This is a genomic window from Collimonas arenae (genome assembly GCF_000786695.1).
GTDB classification, from domain to species: Bacteria; Pseudomonadota; Gammaproteobacteria; order Burkholderiales; family Burkholderiaceae_D; genus Collimonas; species Collimonas arenae_A.
The window spans coordinates 2,267,715-2,284,768 of record NZ_CP009962.1; the positions used below are offsets into that span (position 1 = coordinate 2,267,715).

The 17,054-nt window shown below is 56.9% G+C and carries 13 protein-coding genes; 6 read left to right on the plus strand and 7 right to left on the minus strand.

Annotated elements, in window-relative coordinates:
- Window positions 1-19: 19 nt before the first annotated feature.
- Window positions 20-1,213 carry a PLP-dependent aminotransferase family protein gene (locus LT85_RS10200; RefSeq protein WP_038488175.1) on the plus strand — a complete coding sequence of 398 codons (1,194 nt, stop codon included), beginning with the start codon at window positions 20-22 and terminating at the stop codon, window positions 1,211-1,213.
- A gap of 38 nt (window positions 1,214-1,251) precedes the next feature.
- The gene (locus LT85_RS10205) at window positions 1,252-2,283 is read left to right on the plus strand and encodes a threonine aldolase family protein (RefSeq protein WP_038495780.1); all 1,032 of its coding nucleotides are present in this window, start codon (window positions 1,252-1,254) and stop codon (window positions 2,281-2,283) included.
- 258 nt (window positions 2,284-2,541) lie between these two features.
- Here the strand turns inward: LT85_RS10205 and parC are convergent, their stop codons facing one another.
- The 3 genes from parC to LT85_RS10220 form a co-directional block, all read right to left on the minus strand.
- Window positions 2,542-4,860 carry a DNA topoisomerase IV subunit A gene (parC, locus tag LT85_RS10210; protein ID WP_038488177.1) on the minus strand — a complete coding sequence of 773 codons (2,319 nt, stop codon included), beginning with the start codon at window positions 4,858-4,860 and terminating at the stop codon, window positions 2,542-2,544.
- Between the two features lie 89 nt (window positions 4,861-4,949).
- Window positions 4,950-5,819, minus strand: coding sequence for a lytic transglycosylase domain-containing protein (locus LT85_RS10215; protein WP_038488181.1), 870 nt, complete (start codon window positions 5,817-5,819; stop codon window positions 4,950-4,952).
- A 349-nt stretch (window positions 5,820-6,168) separates the two neighbouring features.
- On the minus strand, window positions 6,169-8,169 hold the full coding sequence (locus tag LT85_RS10220) for a DNA topoisomerase IV subunit B (protein ID WP_038488184.1): 2,001 nt from the start codon (window positions 8,167-8,169) through the stop codon (window positions 6,169-6,171).
- Between the two features lie 340 nt (window positions 8,170-8,509).
- Between LT85_RS10220 and LT85_RS10225 the strand changes: the two genes are divergently transcribed.
- A complete protein-coding gene (locus tag LT85_RS10225) occupies window positions 8,510-9,355 on the plus strand; it encodes a response regulator (RefSeq protein ID WP_038488186.1) in 846 nt (281 codons plus the stop codon).
- An 82-nt stretch (window positions 9,356-9,437) separates the two neighbouring features.
- Here the strand turns inward: LT85_RS10225 and LT85_RS10230 are convergent, their stop codons facing one another.
- Window positions 9,438-10,607, minus strand: coding sequence for a vWA domain-containing protein (locus LT85_RS10230; protein WP_038488189.1), 1,170 nt, complete (start codon window positions 10,605-10,607; stop codon window positions 9,438-9,440).
- Between the two features lie 21 nt (window positions 10,608-10,628).
- The gene (locus LT85_RS10235; RefSeq protein ID WP_038488191.1) at window positions 10,629-11,483 is read right to left on the minus strand and encodes an AAA family ATPase; all 855 of its coding nucleotides are present in this window, start codon (window positions 11,481-11,483) and stop codon (window positions 10,629-10,631) included.
- A 157-nt stretch (window positions 11,484-11,640) separates the two neighbouring features.
- On the opposite strand from LT85_RS10235, the gene LT85_RS10240 reads away from it, so the two are divergent.
- The 3 genes from LT85_RS10240 (at window position 11,641) to LT85_RS10250 (ending at window position 14,912) form a co-directional block, all read left to right on the plus strand.
- Entirely contained in the window at window positions 11,641-13,857 is a 2,217-nt protein-coding gene (locus LT85_RS10240) for a site-specific recombinase (RefSeq protein ID WP_038488194.1), read from the plus strand.
- Window positions 13,858-14,222: 365 nt separating this feature from the next.
- Entirely contained in the window at window positions 14,223-14,543 is a 321-nt protein-coding gene (locus LT85_RS10245) for a c-type cytochrome (RefSeq protein WP_038488197.1), read from the plus strand.
- A 12-nt stretch (window positions 14,544-14,555) separates the two neighbouring features.
- A complete protein-coding gene (locus LT85_RS10250) occupies window positions 14,556-14,912 on the plus strand; it encodes a c-type cytochrome (RefSeq protein ID WP_038488200.1) in 357 nt (118 codons plus the stop codon).
- A 61-nt stretch (window positions 14,913-14,973) separates the two neighbouring features.
- On the opposite strand, the gene LT85_RS10255 is transcribed toward LT85_RS10250, so the two are convergent.
- Window positions 14,974-16,383, minus strand: coding sequence for a heavy metal sensor histidine kinase (locus tag LT85_RS10255; RefSeq protein WP_038488203.1), 1,410 nt, complete (start codon window positions 16,381-16,383; stop codon window positions 14,974-14,976).
- Window positions 16,380-17,051, minus strand: coding sequence for a heavy metal response regulator transcription factor (locus LT85_RS10260; RefSeq protein WP_038488204.1), 672 nt, complete (start codon window positions 17,049-17,051; stop codon window positions 16,380-16,382). Before LT85_RS10260 ends, LT85_RS10255 begins: the two co-directional genes overlap by 4 nt.
- Window positions 17,052-17,054: the final 3 nt, after the last annotated feature.

Consider the following 17,054-nt stretch of genomic DNA (forward strand, 5'->3'; position numbering starts at 1 on the left):
ATCACTTGAAGAGAATCGTATGAAAATCGAAAACCCAACCCCGCTGCAATGGCGTTTCTCGGAGCGCGCACAGAAACTGCAAAGTTCGGCCATCCGTGAAATCCTCAAGATCACCATGCGTCCGGAAATCATTTCCTTCGCCGGTGGCCTGCCATCGCCAGCCACATTCCCGGTCGAGCAACTGAAGGTCGCATTCGACAAGGTCTTGTCCTTGCAAGGCAAAATCGCCTTGCAATACGGACCGACAGACGGCTATGGCCCGCTGCGCGAATGGGTGGCCAATTCGTTGTCGACCGACGGCGCCAAGATCATGCCGAACCAGGTCATGATGACATCCGGATCGCAGCAAGGCCTGGATTTGCTGGGCAAGGTATTGATCGACGAAGGTAGCAAAGTGCTGGTCGAAACGCCAAGCTACCTCGGCGCCTTGCAAGCCTTTTCTTTGTATGGCCCGGAATTTGTTTCTGTGCCGAGCGACGACGGTGGCCTGATCCCGGAAACCGTGGCGACGCTTGGGCAGGGCGCGCGCATGTTGTACGCTTTGCCGAATTTCCAGAATCCGACCGGCCGTACTTTGACGGTAGAACGCCGCCAGGCGCTGGTGAATATTTGCGCCCAGCTCGGTTTGCCGCTGATCGAGGACGATCCTTATGGCGCCCTCAGCTATCGCGGCGAGCCGTTGCCGAAGATGCTCAGCATGAATCCGGGCGGCGTGATTTACATGGGCTCATTCTCCAAGATACTGACGCCGGGAATACGCCTCGGTTACGTGGTAGCGCCGCGTGCGCTGATCGAAAAGATGGAGCAGGCCAAGCAAGCGACCGATCTGCACACTTCGCAGCTGACGCAAATGGTCGTGTACGAAACCATCAAGGACGGTTTCCTCGGCGAGCATATTCCGACCATCCGCAAGCTGTATTCGGACCAGTGCGACGCCATGCTGGACGCGCTGCAAACCTATTTCCCTGCCGGCGTCAGCTGGACCAAGCCAGAGGGCGGCATGTTCATCTGGGTGACCTTGCCAAAGCACATCGACAGTACCAAGTTGCTGGCCGAGGCGGTCGAACAGCACGTTGCATTCGTGCCGGGTGGACCGTTCTATGGCAATACGCCGGAACAGCACACCTTGCGCTTGAGCTTCGTGACCGTGCCGCCGGCGAAGATCCGCGAAGGGATCGAAAAGCTGGGTAAATTGATTGCCGCGAAACTCTAAGATCTCTATCGACTATGCAAGCCCTCGTGTCGCCGTCTTTGCAACACTTCGCCTCCGATAACCAGGCAGGTATTTGCCCCGAAGCGCTTGAGTATCTGCTCAAGAGCAACGACAGCGGCCACGAGCCGTCGTATGGCGACGACGCCTGGACTCAGCGCGTATGCGACCGCATGCGCGATTTGTTCCAGACCGATTGCGACGTCTTCTTCGTCTTCAACGGCACTGCCGCCAACTCGCTGGCGCTGGCATCGCTGTGCCAGTCTTATCACTCAGTGATTTGCCATGAGCTGGCGCATATCGAAACCGACGAATGCGGCGGCCCGGAATTTTTTTCCAACGGCTCCAAACTGCTGACGGCCAAAGGTGAAAACGGTAAGTTGACACCGGATGCGATCGAAGCGCTGGTGACCAAGCGCTCCGATATCCATTACCCGCGGCCAAAGGTAGTCAGCATCACGCAATCGACCGAAGTCGGCACTGTCTACACAGTGGAGGAAGTGCGGGCGATTGCGGCGATTGCCAAGCGCCGTCAGTTAAAAGTTCACATGGACGGTGCACGCTTCGCTAATGCGGTAGCGGCATTGGACGTGCATCCCTCCGAAATAACCTGGCGCGCCGGCGTCGATGTCTTGTGCTTTGGCGGTACCAAGAACGGTTTGCCGGTAGGTGAGATCGTGGTGTTTTTTGATAAACAGTTGGCCGAGGATTTTGCCTACCGCGTCAAACAGGCAGGTCAGCTTGCTTCCAAAATGCGCTTTATGTCGGCGCCGTGGCTGGGTTTGCTCGACAACGATGTCTGGTTGCGCAATGCCCGTCATGCCAACGCTATGGCCAAGCTGCTGCATCAACGTTTGACGGATATAGCTGGAGTGAAGGTATTGTTCGAACCGCAGGCGAACGCTGTTTTTGCCGAGTTGCCGGATCACGCCGCGGCGGCGATGCGGGCGCGTGGCTGGAAATTCTATCAATTCATCGGTGCCGGCGGTTGCCGTCTGATGTGTGCATGGGACACCCGGCAAGAGACGGTGGAACGCTTTGCTGCCGAGTTGCGGAGTTTGTGCATAGTCTAGCTGCAGTATGTCTGTGCATAAAAAAACCGGCTTGAAGCCTAATGCCGTTCAGTTAAGAGTGAACGGCATTTTTATTTATGGCAAGTTACCGGCATCCATGAAGCATTTGCGAGAAAGGCTGGTTACCTCCTGAATGAAGAACGGCCCGGTCATCAGTTCGACCGGGCCGTCAAGGGCAGGCCAAAGAAATATGCCGTTCGGGTAACAAAGAAAAATCCTTAACTGAACGGCATTAGGCTTGAAGCCGGGTTTTTATTTTCAACTCACTGCAGTCAGCGTCGCAGGCTTCAGTTTCGATTCCAGCATTTTTCCTTTACGCGCCCGTTTGCCGATATGCAGCGCCAGGCCTGACGCCGACAGGGTCACTTGCTGCTCCTTGCCGCCGCGGCCAACACCGGTCACCAGAACACCGCGCTGGCTGATCGGTTGCGCCGCCAGCAGTTTCTCGTTGGTCTCCAGTTCCATCAAGATGACGCCGCGGCCACCATTGCTGAGCGATTTGCATTCATCCAGTCCGAATACCAGCAGACGTCCTTTTTCCGACAGGCAGGCAATTGCGCTGGCGGTGCTGCCCAATGGCTGTGGCGGCAAGGGGAGGTCGCCTTCATCCAGCGTGACATAGGCTTTGCCCGCTTTGACCCGGCTCAGCATGTCACCCAGCTTGGCGGTGAAGCCATAGCCGCCGGAACTGGCCAGCAACAGGGTAGCGTCAAGCGGTCCGGCGAAATAGTGCAGTATGCTGCTGCCGTTGGCGAGGTCGATCAGGGTGGTGATCGGGACGCCGTCGCCGCGGGCGTTGGGCAGCGTTGCTACCGACACAGAATAGATGCGGCCGTTGGAGCCGAATACCAGCAGATTGTCGACAGTGCGGCACTCGAACGCACCGTACAAGGTATCGCCGGCCTTGAAGCCGAACTGGCTGGCGTCATGGCCATGGCCGGTGCGTGCCCGTACCCAGCCTTTTTGCGAAATGATGACGGTAACAGGCTCATCGATGATTTTGGTTTCCACCACGGCCTTTTCGGCCGCTTCGATCAGGGTGCGGCGGGCATCGCCGAATTGCTTCTGGTCTGTTTCGATTTCCTTGATGATCAGACGCTTCATTGAGGTCGGATTATCAAGCAGGTCTTGCAGCGTGGCTTTTTCATTGCGCAGCTCGGCCAACTCTTGCTGGATCTTGATCGATTCCAGCCGCGCCAACTGGCGCAAGCGGATTTCAAGAATATCTTCGGCCTGGCGGTCAGACAGATTGAAGGCTGCGATCAGCGCGGGCTTAGGTTCATCCGATTCGCGGATCAGCTTGATTACCTTGTCGATATTCAGCAGGATTGCTTCGCGGCCTTCCAGGATATGGATGCGGTCTTCGATTTTTTGCAGCTTGAACTGCGAGCGACGGGTGACCGTGACGAAGCGGAAGCTGATCCATTCGCGCAGGATCATCCCCAGGCCCTTCTGGCGCGGACGGCCATCGCCGCCGATCATCACCAGATTGATCGAGGCGCTGCTTTCCAGCGAGGTGTGGGCCAACAGCATGTTGGTGAATTCCGTCTGGTCGAGGTTTTTCGATTTCGGCTCGAACACCAGGCGGACCGGGGCATCTCGCCCGGATTCATCGCGTACCGTATCGAGCACTGACAAGATGGATGCCTTGAGCGCGATTTGATCTGGCGTCAGGGTTTTCTTGCCGAGCTTGATTTTCGGATTGGTCAGTTCTTCGATTTCTTCCAGGATCTTTTGCGAAGAGGCGCCCGGCGGCAATTCAGTGACGACAGCTTGCCACTGGCCGCGCGCCAGGTCTTCGATTTTCCAGGTGGCGCGTACTTTCAGACTGCCGCGGCCGCTTTCGTACATCTCGGAAATCGCGGTGGCCGAGGTAATGATCTGGCCGCCGCCAGGGAAGTCCGGTCCCGGAATGATTTGCATCAGCTCCGCATGGCTCAGCGCCGGATTGCGGATCAAGGCGACCGCCGCTTTGGCGACTTCTTGCAAATTGTGCGATGGAATTTCCGTGGCCAGGCCGACCGCAATACCGGATGCACCATTCAGCAGAACGAAGGGCAGACGCGCCGGCAGCAGTTTCGGTTCTTCGGTAGAGCCATCATAGTTTGGCTGGAAATCGACCGTGCCCATGTCGATTTCTTCCAACAGCAGGCGGGCAATCGGCGTCAGACGCGCTTCGGTGTAACGCATCGCCGCGGCGCCGTCGCCATCGCGCGAACCGAAGTTACCTTGGCCATCGACCAGCGGATAGCGCAACGAGAAATCCTGCGTCATCCGGACCAATGCGTCATACACCGACTGGTCGCCATGCGGGTGCAATTTACCCAGCACATCGCCCACCACCAGCGCTGACTTGCGCGGCTTGGCGGCGGCGTTCAGGCCCAATTCGCTCATCGCATACAGGATGCGGCGCTGCACCGGCTTCTGGCCGTCGGAGACATCGGGCAGGGCACGGCCCTTAACTACCGAAATGGCATAGTCGAGATAAGCGCGTTCAGCAAAAGTGGCAAGGGTTAAAGATTCAGCGTCGGGGGTTGGTGCATCTGGTGTTGCAAACAGATCGTTTTGGTCGGTCATGGAGATTCGGAAATTATTCGACAGTTGTTCGGCAGTTGTTCGGGCTATATGACTTGCGGGTTTTATTGTGCTTTTCTATTCGCGCTGTTTTATTCGATTATAGGTGTTGCGGTCGCCGGCAGGGCTGCTGCTGCAGGCGGAATCACGTTTACGTCGAGCGTGGCTGGTGTCGGCGTCAGGTCGGACGGCATATTGCGGCGGCCAGGAATCACCAGCTGGATGCGTCTCAAGCTGCCATTCGGCTTGGTGGAGGAATCAAGTCCGGGTTTGTACAATTGGTAAAACTGCCGGACTAGTTGTACATAATTACGGGTTTCCGGATACGGTGGTATCTGGTTGTTGTACTTTTGCACTGCGCCTTCGCCGGCGTTATACGACGCTATCACCAGTTCTTGCTGGGCTGGATAGAGTTTCAGCAAATCGCGCAGATAGCGTGCGCCTAGCCTGATATTTGTAGCGGGATCGGTCAGCTTTTGTTCGATCGGCCTTTTCTTGTCGCCAGTCAGGCCGTAACGCTCGGCGGTGGCGGGCATGATCTGCATCAAGCCGATCGCGCCCTTGGGCGATACAGCGCCGGGATTAAAGCCGGATTCGGCCGCCATCACCGCCTTCAGCAAGGCAGGTTCGAGCGCAAACTCTTGCGCCGCCTGATTGACCAGTTGCTCGTATTTCTTCAGGTTCGGATGTTGCGACAGGTAGCGAAACAGCGGGCTGTCGCGCAACTTCGGATCCAGCGGTTTTGTGTTCTTGCCGCTCAGCTGCGATGAATCGAAAGAGCCGTCGCCGCGCATGAACAACTGATAACGCTCATCCAGTTTTTCAGTCGAAAAATGGCCCATGCCGTCAGCATCGATATAGCCGAAGATATCCGCGCGCGCACTGCCGACCGCGGTCATAAGCGCGAGCGTCAGCAGAGTAGCTGTGAGGAGTTGGCCCAAATGATGACGAAGCTGCATCATTTTCTATTGCGGGCCAAGCTTCGAGGCGGTGATGTTACGGTGTTTCATTAAAAACAATATCCTTTGTATGTGCAAGTTCAGCGGTGACTTGCAATAAAACCCAGGCGCATGCATACACAAGCAAATACGCAAACAAATACGCTAATAAGCGAGGCGGCTACCCATGCTGCTGCAGGATGCGCACTACAGGAAAAATCAGTTGATCGCTGGTAATCCGGCAAGCCGGATCATGCGTAATGAATCGTAAAACAGCGACCATCATAATACGTTTCGCCGATACGGATGGCGGACGGTAAAATTGTTACCAATATTGCCATCCGCTTTCAATACTTGCCAACGCGCACCGCATTTAGATATCTGCCTCAGCTTCGTTCCCATGTTCTTCGATCCAGGCCCGTCGAGCCGCAGCTTCGCCTTTACCCATCAGCATGTTGAAACGGTTTTCCGAGGCTTGCAGATCAAAATTACCAAGCGAAACCGGCAACAAACGGCGGGTATCCGGATTCATCGTGGTTTCCCACAATTGTTCCGCGTTCATTTCACCGAGGCCTTTGAAGCGCGAGATTGACCAGGCCGTTTCTTTGACCCCGTCCTTGCGCAATTTATCTTCAATGGCTTCAAGCTCGCCATCATCCAGCGCGTATATCTTCTGCGCCGGCTTCTTGCCACGCGCCGGGGCGTCGACCCGATACAGCGGCGGCCGCGCGATACAGATATTGCCGCGGCCGATCAGTTGCGGGAAATGGCGGAAAAACAGCGTCAGCAACAAGACCTGGATGTGTGACCCGTCGACGTCCGCATCGGACAGGATGCAAATCTTGCCATAGCGCAGACCGCTGAAATCAACGGTGTCGTCTTTGCCATGAGGATCGACGCCGATAGCGACGGCGATATCATGGATTTCATTGTTGGCGAACAAGCGGTCGCGCTCGGTTTCCCAGGAATTCAGCACCTTGCCGCGCAAGGGCAATATCGCCTGGAATTCCTTGTCGCGCCCCATTTTTGCCGAGCCGCCCGCGGAGTCGCCCTCAACCAGGAACAATTCATTGCGGGTAATATCGCTGGATTCGCAATCGGTCAGCTTGCCCGGCAAAACCGCCACGCCGGAAGATTTTTTCTTTTCGACTTTTTGCGCCGAGCGCAAACGGTTTTGTGCTTGCTTGATGACCAGATCGGCCAGCTTCTTGCCATATTCAACGTGCTGGTTCAGCCACAGCTCCAGCGCCGGCCGCGTATAAGTCGACACCAGCCGCACCGCATCGCGCGAATTCAAGCGTTCCTTGATCTGGCCCTGGAATTGCGGGTCCAGCACTTTAGCGGACAGCACGAAGGAAACACGGGCAAACACGTCCTCTGGCAACAGCTTGACGCCTTTGGGCAGCAAGGAGTGCATTTCGACGAAGCTTTTGACTGCTCCAAACAGGCCTTCGCGCAAGCCCGATTCGTGGGTGCCACCGGCCGAAGTGGGAATCAGGTTGACATAGGATTCGCGCACGATCCCGCCGTCTTCGGTCCAGGCGACTACCCAGGCCGCGCCTTCGCCTTCTGCAAATCCTTCTGCATCGGCATTGGCGTATTGTTCGCCTTCGAACAGCGGGATCAGCGGTTCGGCATTCGACGACTGCGCCAGCGATTCCATCAGGTAGCCGCGTAAGCCCTGATCGTATTGCCAGGTCTGGCTGTCGCCGGTCTTGGCATTGAGCAGCGTGACCTTGACGCCAGGCAGCAGCACCGCTTTGGAGCGCAGCAGGCGCTGCAGTTCCGGTTGCGAGATAGCCGGCGAATCGAAGTATTTCGGATTTGGCCACGCAGTGACGCGGGTGCCGGACTTCTTGTCGTCGCGGCCTATGGCGCGCGATTTCAGTTTTTCAATGACCTCGCCGTCGGCGAATACCATGTGATGTACGCCATTGCCTTGATCATCTTTGCGCCAGACCGTGATCTCAAGACGCGAGGAAAGGGCGTTGGTAACCGACACGCCGACGCCATGCAAGCCGCCGGAAAAGGAATAGGCGCCGCCGCTACCCTTGTCGAACTTGCCGCCTGCATGCAAGCGGGTGAAAACAATTTCCACCGTCGGTACTTTTTCTTCCGGATGCAGCCCTACCGGAATACCGCGACCGTCGTCCTCGACGCTGACGCTGCCGTCGGTATTCAGGGTGACCAGGATATTCTTGCAATAACCGCCGAGTGCTTCGTCCGAGGCGTTGTCGATCACTTCCTGAATGATATGCAGCGGATTTTCAGTGCGGGTGTACATGCCTGGGCGTTGCTTTACCGGCTCCAGGCCTTTCAATACACGGATCGATGATTCGCTATAGTCAGATTGCGGTGATTTTTTGGTTGCCATTCAGTCGGTTCAGGTTAAATGTGGAATATTGTCAATTTACAACTAAATTCGGGATTGCTCGTTATTATCCTGTGCGCATTCTAATGAAAAAGCCGACAGGGTGGTGACAATGTGCCGATGCGATGACAGCAGGCTGCGCCAGGCTGCTGATTCCAAGCAGTCTTGCATCGCCAGGCGTTAACCACACAGAGGGAGCGTATCCAGATTTAGTGCCGATTTTATTGAAAATCAGCAATGAAATGTTGCTGTTTTTGCACAGTGTATTGATAAAAATAAAAGTCAAATAAAGACACTGCTATTATGCTTTCGTCAGGGTTAGCGCAACAGGGGGCATACAAAAATGAAAAATCATAACGCACCATTCGCCATTCGTTTCATCGGATTTTCCGCAAGGGAAATCAATATTTTCGACGCTACTTTTTCAGTCGAACAAAATCGTCAGAAGCAGTATTTTCGCTTATTCGCCGACAGCTTGCAGGAGCCGGACCTGTATCTGGTCAATTCCGACGACCTGAAGGCACTGGCGATGCTGGCCGACATGGAGCCGAACAACCTGCGGCCGGTGCTACTGGTCGGCACGCCGCATGTGGAGCTGCCGTTTGCCTGTGTCGAGCGCCCCATCCGCTGGCTCAAGCTGTTCGATGCGCTGGACACCTTGATGGAGCGGCGTCAGATCATGCTGGCCAAGCAAAATCCATCCGATGCGACGCTGGCGAGCAACGTACCGGAGCGGCGCCGGCGCGAGCGCCTCGACCTCGACCTGACCGACCCGCTCGAATACGAACGCATGCGGAATAAGCAGCCGCAAAGCGACCGTATCCTGGTGATCGATAATCAATCGGCCTTCCGCGACGACCTGGCGCTCGCTTTGGCGCATCATGTCGTGCCGGTGGAATGGGTGGGCACACCGGACGCAGCAGCCGAAGTGTATACAAGGCTCAGCATCTCAGTTGTGCTGATCAACCCAAAACTGGCGCATGTCGATCCCTATGAGTTGTGCACGGAGATCAAGCGCCAGCATCCAAACACGCGGATCGCGGTGGTTTTCCTGATTGAAAAGGATTTTGCATACGACCATGTAAGGGCAAGTCAGGTCGGTTGCGACGGTTTTCTGCACCGGCATCTGGAGCAGCCGCAAATCCTGCTGGCGATCGGGAAATTCCTGTCGCTGCGGGACCGGGTTTAAACGGTCGTGGAGGGCGGCGGTCTATGCCGCCCCGATGCGCCAGATAAAACGCCTGTTTGCCAAAAAAAGCTGCGGCAGAATTTCATTTGCTGAGCAGGCGCATGCCGCGCTCCAGTCCATCCATCGTCACCGGGAACATGCGGTTGCTCATCAGTTGCCGGATTACTTCCACCGATTGCCGGTATTGCCACAAGCCCTCGGGTTCGGGATTCAGCCAGATGAACTTGGGGAAAGCCCGGGTAAAGCGCTGCAACCACTCAGCGCCGGCTTCTTCGTTGTTGTATTCGACCGAGCCCCCTGGCTGCAAAATTTCGTAAGGGCTCATGGTGGCGTCGCCGACAAAGATCAACTTGGTGTCCGGCGTGTATTTGCGCAAAATGTCCCAGGTAGGGAAACGCTCGGCATGGCGGCGCTGGTTGTTTTTCCACATATAGTCATAGACGCAGTTGTGGAAATAGAAAAACTCCATGTTCTTGAACTCGGTCTTCGCCGCACTGAATAATTCTTCGGTACGGGCGATATGATCGTCCATGGTGCCGCCGACATCCATCAGCATCAGTACCTTGATATTGTTCTTGCGCTCCGGCCGCATCTTGATATCGAGGTAGCCGGCATTGTGGGCGGTGGCGCGGATGGTGTCGTCCAGAGCCAGTTCTTCTGCGATACCTTCGCGCGCGAATTTGCGCAGGCGACGCAGGGCGACCTTGATATTGCGGGTGCCCAACTCTCGTTCGTCGTCATAATCGCGATAGGCGCGCGCTTCCCATACCTTGACTGCAGTGCGGTTGCCGCCGCTGCCGCCGATGCGTATTCCTTCCGGATTAGTCCCGCCGTGGCCGAAAGGCGACGTGCCGCCGGTGCCGATCCATTTGTTGCCGCCTTCATGTCGGCCCTTTTGCTCTTCCAGCAATTCGTTCAGGCGGTCCATCAATTTGTCGTAGCCGAATTTCTCCAACTGCGCCAGTTGCTCCGGCGACAACTCGCGCTTCATGCGCTGCATCAGCCAATCCAGCGGGATCTCCGGATTCTTTTCGAAGATGGTCTGGATGCCCTTGAAGTAGCGGCCGAAAGCCTGGTCGAACTTGTCGAAATGAGCTTCGTCCTTGACCAGCGTGGTGCGTGCCAGATAATAAAAATTATCCAGCGTCGGTGCGATGACCTTCCGCTGAAGCGCTTCCAGCAGGATCAGGAACTCTTTGATCGATACCGGGACTTTGGCATCTTTCAAGGTGAAGAAAAAATCAATCAACATGGGACGTTTTGTCAGTCGTGGTTATCTGTTTTTTCTAGCCATGAAAACGAGGCGTTCGAACAGATGGACGTCCTGTTCGTTCTTCAGCAGGGCGCCATGCAGAGGCGGCACCACGGCCTTGGCGTCGCTGCTGTGCAACGCTTCCGGCGGAATGTCTTCAGCCAACAACAATTTCAGCCAGTCCAACAGTTCGGAGGTTGACGGCTTTTTTTTCAGACCGGCCACGTCGCGCACCTGATAGAAAGTCTCCAGCGCCTGTGCCAGCAAATCTTTTTTTAGGTTCGGAAAGTGGACATTGACGATTTCCTGCATGGTCGCCTTGTCCGGGAACTTAATGTAGTGAAAAAAACAGCGGCGCAGGAAGGCGTCCGGTAATTCTTTTTCATTATTCGAGGTAATGATCACCAGCGGCCTGTGCTTGGCGCGCACCATTTCACGTGTTTCGTAGACGTAAAATTCCATGCGATCGAGCTCACGCAACAAATCGTTGGGGAACTCGATGTCTGCTTTGTCGATCTCATCAATCAGCAGCACCACTTGTTCGTCAGCGTTAAAGGCTTGCCACAGTACGCCTTTGACAATGTAGTTATGAATGTCCTTGACCCTGGCGTCACCCAACTGGGAATCACGCAGGCGCGACACGGCGTCGTATTCGTACAAACCTTGCTGGGCTTTAGTGGTCGATTTGATATGCCATTGCATCAAAGGCATGTTCAGCGCGGCGGCCACTTCTTCGGCCAGCATGGTTTTACCGGTGCCTGGTTCGCCTTTGATCAGCAACGGCCGTTGCAATGTCAGCGCAGCATTAACGGCCAGTTTCAGATCGTCGGTGGCGACGTAACTGGGGGAACTTTCAAAACGTGTCTCTGATCGCATTGTGGTTAGTCATGTGTGAGCAAATAACGTCGAGTATAAACGAGATGGTCCATTGGCTGGCCGCGACGGCTCCTGGCTTGCAAGTGTTAATAAGCTGCGATGGCAATCAGACAATATGTCTTCACTGTTATAGATATCAATAGCCAACCAATAGCCAATGAAAATTCTCTTTCTCCGTCTGCGGGTGATGTGGCGCCGGTTTCGACTAGGCGAGCGGCACCAGGCAGACGGCCAGCATAGCGCCAGGCAAATCGACGCTTTGATGCGCCGCACCAACCCGTTCTGTTCCTGGCAAGAACGCGCCAACTGGATTATCGATCTCGTCCATTGGCTACGCCATATTCCTAAAGTATCCATGCTGGACGATGATGCCAGGTTGCGCTTCAGGCAGCAGCGCTTGCAATTCATGCTGGAATGGCTGGACAGTAACCGCGATGTGCGGCGGGTAGTCCAGGCGACTTTACAGAAAACCTTGCGTGAGGCCGCCGGGCCGGAATTGTTTTGCGCCACCGGTTTGCCGCACGAACCGGCGTTTTTTAGTGAGCTGTCTGAGCATATCGTCAAGATGGTATTGCCGAAGCCACCGTTCGAGGCGGACTTGTCGGCCTTGTTTACCGTGCTGTTCCCCAATCAGGAAGACGCTGACTGGCTGCTGGCGCTGGACCGGAAAAGCGTGGCGCAAATATGGAAACTGATTGCCGATGACGGTATCGCCCATAGCTACCAGCAGCAGATTGACGAGGCGCTGATTCACCTGGCGACGATGGTGCTGGCGGACGGCATCAGCAAGGCCTTCCGGCAAAAGCTGGATCCCAAGATGCCCTTGCAGGCCACCCCGTTCATGGTGCTGCGGCGCGAGTTGGAGACCTATCTGTACGTCAATCCGCGCGATGACGCCGCCTTGCGCAGCGTGCGCATGTTAATTGCCGTCTGCCAGGCGCAGACTGACCGGATCTATGCCCATCTGGACGAACATGGCGTTTCGGTCAGCCTGGTCTATCGGGTCGAGCGGATGCGTGCACAATTGACGCGCATGGCGCTGCTGACCGATCTGCGCTCACAGATATACGGTAGCAACGGCCAGGGTAGGGATGAGAAGCAGGTGCAAGGGAGTGGCCAGATTCAAGCTTTGCTGGGCGACCTGATCGCCGCGCATCATCAGCGTTCTTCGATACGCGGCCTGGTCCAGCGTAGTTTTTCGCTGCTGGCGCGCAAGATGGTCGAGCGCAACGCCGACCACGGCGAACACTACATCGCGCGTGACGGTAAGGAATATCGGGTGATGCTGAAGGCCGCCGGCCGCGGCGGCGGCGTCACGGCATTCACCGTGCTCGGTAAATCCATGGTGTCGGCGCTTGGCGCTGCCCGTTTCTTCGAGGGCATTTTTGCATCCTTGAACTACGCCGTCAGCTTCATGGCGATCTCTGCCGTCGGCGGTGTCCTCGCCACCAAACAGCCGGCGGTGACGGCGCCGGTGCTGGCTTCCAAGATGGGGCAGCTCGATACCGTGGAAGGCTTGCGCGCCTTGCTGACCGAAATTGCCCAGCTGCTGCGTTCCCAGGCGGCTGCCGTGTTCGGCAACCTGATGGGCGTGATTCCAGCCATGTTGCTAATCTCAGGCCTGATCCTGCTAGTTACCGACGTGCCGATGATGACGGCCGAACATGCGCACGCCAGCCTGCATAGCCTGTCGGTGATCGGGCCGACGCCCTTGTTCGCCGTCTTCACCGGCATCTTGCTATGGCTGTCCAGCCTGGTGTCGGGCTTTGCCGATAACTGGTTTGCCTTGCGCCGTCTGCGCGAAGCGCTGGGACATCAGCGCCGCCTGGTGTATGTGCTGGGCGCAATGCGGGCAGAACGCTGGGCTGCCTGGCTGGACCGTAATGTGGCGCAGATTGCCGGGAATGTCTCACTCGGCCTGTTTCTGGGGATGACGCCGGTGCTGGCGCAGTTCTTCGGACTGCCGCTGGATGTGCGGCATGTGACGCTGGCTACCGGTAGCCTGACTGCCGCCGCCAGTAGCCTGGGCTGGCCGGTGCTGGCGACGCCGCAATTCTGGCTGGCGCTGGTCGGGATCGCCAGTATTGGCGTACTGAACGTCGGCGTTTCGTTTGCCTGCGCGCTGACTCTGGCTTTGCGCGCGCGCGATGTGCCAGCGCGCACCAGAAGACTGGTGTTCCGGGCGGTACTACGCCGTTTCAGCGCTTCGCCGCGATCCTTCCTGTTACCGGAGGCCGTTGTGGCAGCGTCCAGGCCGGAAGAACAGGGAGAGTCCAATACACCCGATAGGACCTCAGATGCCGCTATGCAAGCGGGCGCGCCACAGCCGATGGAACCGGCGCCGCGCCGGTATCCCGGTAGCCGCCATGGCTAGGCCGCGAATCGTGCGTAATAAAATGCGGCGTTGGGGAACAACGTCCGCGAAAAGCTCGCTTTCTCTTTGAGAATCCCGGTTTTGGGGCAGTAATCCGGCACCCCCGCCAGGGTTGGCCGGCGCCGCCAGCATGACATTGGCGGGCGTGGACTATGCATGTTTCTTGGGGTAAAATTAACCGGTTTTGGTGTAGGGTGGCGACGGCGGTCGGCGTCAGGCAGGGCTACCTTATTCCGTGCCTGCGTAGTATATATGGCGTGGTATAGGCGATATATTGCCTGTCCGCACTGTCTATCTCCTGGCATTTGAGGCAGTATTCGTGGCAGTTTCGAATAAAACGGTTTCGCTACAATTACCCAGCTACTATGAAAAAACTCATTGCACTGCTCGCGCTTGCGGGCTTTGCCAACATGGCCGCAGCTGCGGACGTGGTCGGCGACGCCAAGGCAGCGGAAAACAAGATCTCGATGTGTATCGGCTGCCACGGCATTCCCGGCTACAAAGCGACCTTCCCGGAAGTCTATCAAGTGCCCATGCTTGGCGGGCAATCGGCTAAATACATTGAAAATGCATTAATCGCTTATAAAAAGGGCGACCGCAAGATGCCGACCATGCGCGGTATTGCGGCCAGCCTGTCCGAGCAGGACATGGCGGATATTGCGGCTTATTACTCGCAGCAAAAATAAGGGACCCACACAATGAAAAAGATTTTTGCTGGCGTGGTGTTTCTGCTTTCCACTAGCGCAGTCGTGAATGCCGCCCATGCTGCAGGCAATATCGCAGCGGGCGAAGCCGCAGTGAAAAAGTACGCATGCGCGTCTTGCCATGGCGCTGATTTCCATACCCCGATCGATCCCAGCTATCCAAAGCTGGCCGGCCAGCCTCAGGATTATCTGCAGCATGCCTTGATCTCCTATCAGCGCGGTAGCGACGGTCCTAACGGCCGTAGCAACGCTATCATGGGCGGCCAGGCCAAGGCGCTGTCGCATCAGGACGTGCAAGATATTGCCGCCTACCTGCACAGCCTGCCGACGACTTTGGTGTTGCGCAAGTAAATTCCCGGCCTCCTGGCCCCGGAAGAAATGAAGACCACGCAGTTGTCCTTGCGTGGTTTTTTTATGTGCCCTGGTTTGGGAAGTACAAGGTGAACACGGTTTGCTGATCGGCAGAGCGACTCAGTTCAACCTGGCCGCCATGCAATTTCATGATTGATTGCACGATGGCGAGGCCAAGGCCGGCCGACGAGGCGGAATCGCTGCGCGCCGGATCTGCTCGGTAGAAGCGGTCGAACAGCCGTGGAATGGCGGCTTCGGTAATCTGCGGTCCCGGGTTGCTGATCAGGATGCTGCTGCCTTGCGCCTGTTGTTGTGCTTCCAGCCGGATTGCCTGGCCTGCCGGGGTGTAGCGGATGGCATTGGCGACCAGGTTGCCGATCGCCCGCCGCAACAGCATCGGATCGGCATACAGGTTGCCAGAACCGGAAATAACCAGGCGTACGCCGCTGTCTTCTGCCACGCCTTCGAAATAATCGGCGATACGCTGCAATTCTTGCGAGCAGTCGAGCTGCTCGCGCGTCACCGCTACATGCGCATTGTCGGCGCGTGCCAGAAACAGCATGTTGTCCAGCATGCGAGCCAGTCGTTCATATTCCTCGACATTCGATACCAGCAAGCCTTGATATTCTTCCGTGCTTCTCGGCTGCGCCAGCGCGACCTGAGTTTGCACCATCAGGTTGTTGATCGGCGTGCGCAAGTCGTGCGCCAGGTCGGCGGAAAACTGCGACAGCCGCTGAAAACTCTCATGCAGGCGATCCAGCATGCCGTTGAAAGCCAGCACCAGTTGCTGCAATTCGTCCGGGGCGCTGGCGACATCCAGGCCGAGGTCCAGTCGCTGCGCGGTAATCGAATGCGCCTGCTGGGCGATCAGACGGGTCGGCCGCAAGCCGCGCCGCACCAGCACATAACCTAGCAACGCCGCCAGCAGGGCGCCGGACAAGGCCGCGCCCAGGATCTGCTGGCGATAGCTGTCGAGCATGGCCAGGCTGTCGCTGACATTGTGGGCGACGATGATTTGTACCTGTTCGCCGGTGCGGTCGATCCGGCCCCACAGCGCCGTCGCTCGCACCGGCATGCCGGCGGAAGTGCGCAGGTTCTGTCTGGATTTCCGGTCCGGCGTCTGGTCGACTGCGGTGAGTGGCAATAGTGGCAGATTGCCTGCCGCTGGTTGTGTATCCAGTAACGGTGCGCCATCGGCTGTGCGCAGGATCAGCAGCAAATCATTGTGTCCGAGCGCTGCGTCCATGAACGGATGCGGGTCGTTGCGGATCGCCTGCACCGACCCGGCCTTGCCCACCAGATGCTGCATCAGCGTGATCTTGCCCAGCAACTCCTGGTCGTCATGGCTTTCCAGTTGGCGCGCCAGCGAATAGTACAGATAACTGCCGACCAGGGTAAACGTGAGCAGCGTCGCCAGCGCAAACAGCAAGGCTAGGCGCACTGTCAGCGAGCGTGGCGCCCATGGCTTCAAGCGCGGTCCTCCAGCACGTAGCCCATGCCGCGCACGGTGTGAATCAACGGCTGCGCATAGGGCTCGTCAATCTTGATGCGAAGGCGGCGGATAGCGACGTCGACGACATTCGTATCGCTGTCGAAATTCATGTCCCACACCTGTGATGCAATCAGCGAGCGTGACAAGACTTCGTGCTGGCGCTTGGCCATCAGGTAGAGCAGGGAGAACTCTTTGGTAGTGAGGTCGATTCGCTCGCCATTGCGGGTGACGCGGCGTTTCATGACGTCGATTTCCATATTCGCGATTTGCAAGGTATCGGATTCGCGGATTGGTCCTCGTCGCAACAAGGTACGAATGCGAGCTACCAGTTCGGCAAATGCGAAGGGCTTGACCAGATAGTCGTCTGCGCCCAGTTCCAGGCCCTTGATGCGGTCGTCGACTTCATCGCGCGCAGTCAGGAACAATACCGGGGTTGAGTGGCTTTTGCGCAATTCATGAATTACCTGCCAGCCGTCCAGGCCTGGCAGCATGACGTCCAGCACGATCAGGTTGTAGTCTTCCGTGGTCGCGTAATGCAGCCCGTCGGTGCCGGTACGCACCCAATCGACCACGTAGCCGGATTCGGTCAAGCCTTTACGCAGGTATTCACCGGCCTTGGGTTCATCTTCTACCAACAGGATACGCATACA

Bases quoted from the DNA above. Each gene is read 5' to 3' on its own strand.
- LT85_RS10200 (WP_038488175.1), top strand. From the start codon at position 20: ATGAAAATCGAAAACCCAACCCCGCTGCAATGGCGTTTCTCGGAGCGC.
- parC (WP_038488177.1), bottom strand. From the start codon at position 4,860: ATGACCGACCAAAACGATCTGTTTGCAACACCAGATGCACCAACCCCC.
- LT85_RS10215 (WP_038488181.1), bottom strand. From the start codon at position 5,819: ATGATGCAGCTTCGTCATCATTTGGGCCAACTCCTCACAGCTACTCTG.
- LT85_RS10220 (WP_038488184.1), bottom strand. From the start codon at position 8,169: ATGGCAACCAAAAAATCACCGCAATCTGACTATAGCGAATCATCGATC.
- LT85_RS10225 (WP_038488186.1), top strand. From the start codon at position 8,510: ATGAAAAATCATAACGCACCATTCGCCATTCGTTTCATCGGATTTTCC.
- LT85_RS10230 (WP_038488189.1), bottom strand. From the start codon at position 10,607: ATGTTGATTGATTTTTTCTTCACCTTGAAAGATGCCAAAGTCCCGGTA.
- LT85_RS10235 (WP_038488191.1), bottom strand. From the start codon at position 11,483: ATGCGATCAGAGACACGTTTTGAAAGTTCCCCCAGTTACGTCGCCACC.
- LT85_RS10240 (WP_038488194.1), top strand. From the start codon at position 11,641: ATGAAAATTCTCTTTCTCCGTCTGCGGGTGATGTGGCGCCGGTTTCGA.
- LT85_RS10245 (WP_038488197.1), top strand. From the start codon at position 14,223: ATGAAAAAACTCATTGCACTGCTCGCGCTTGCGGGCTTTGCCAACATG.
- LT85_RS10250 (WP_038488200.1), top strand. From the start codon at position 14,556: ATGAAAAAGATTTTTGCTGGCGTGGTGTTTCTGCTTTCCACTAGCGCA.
- LT85_RS10260 (WP_038488204.1), bottom strand. From the start codon at position 17,051: ATGCGTATCCTGTTGGTAGAAGATGAACCCAAGGCCGGTGAATACCTG.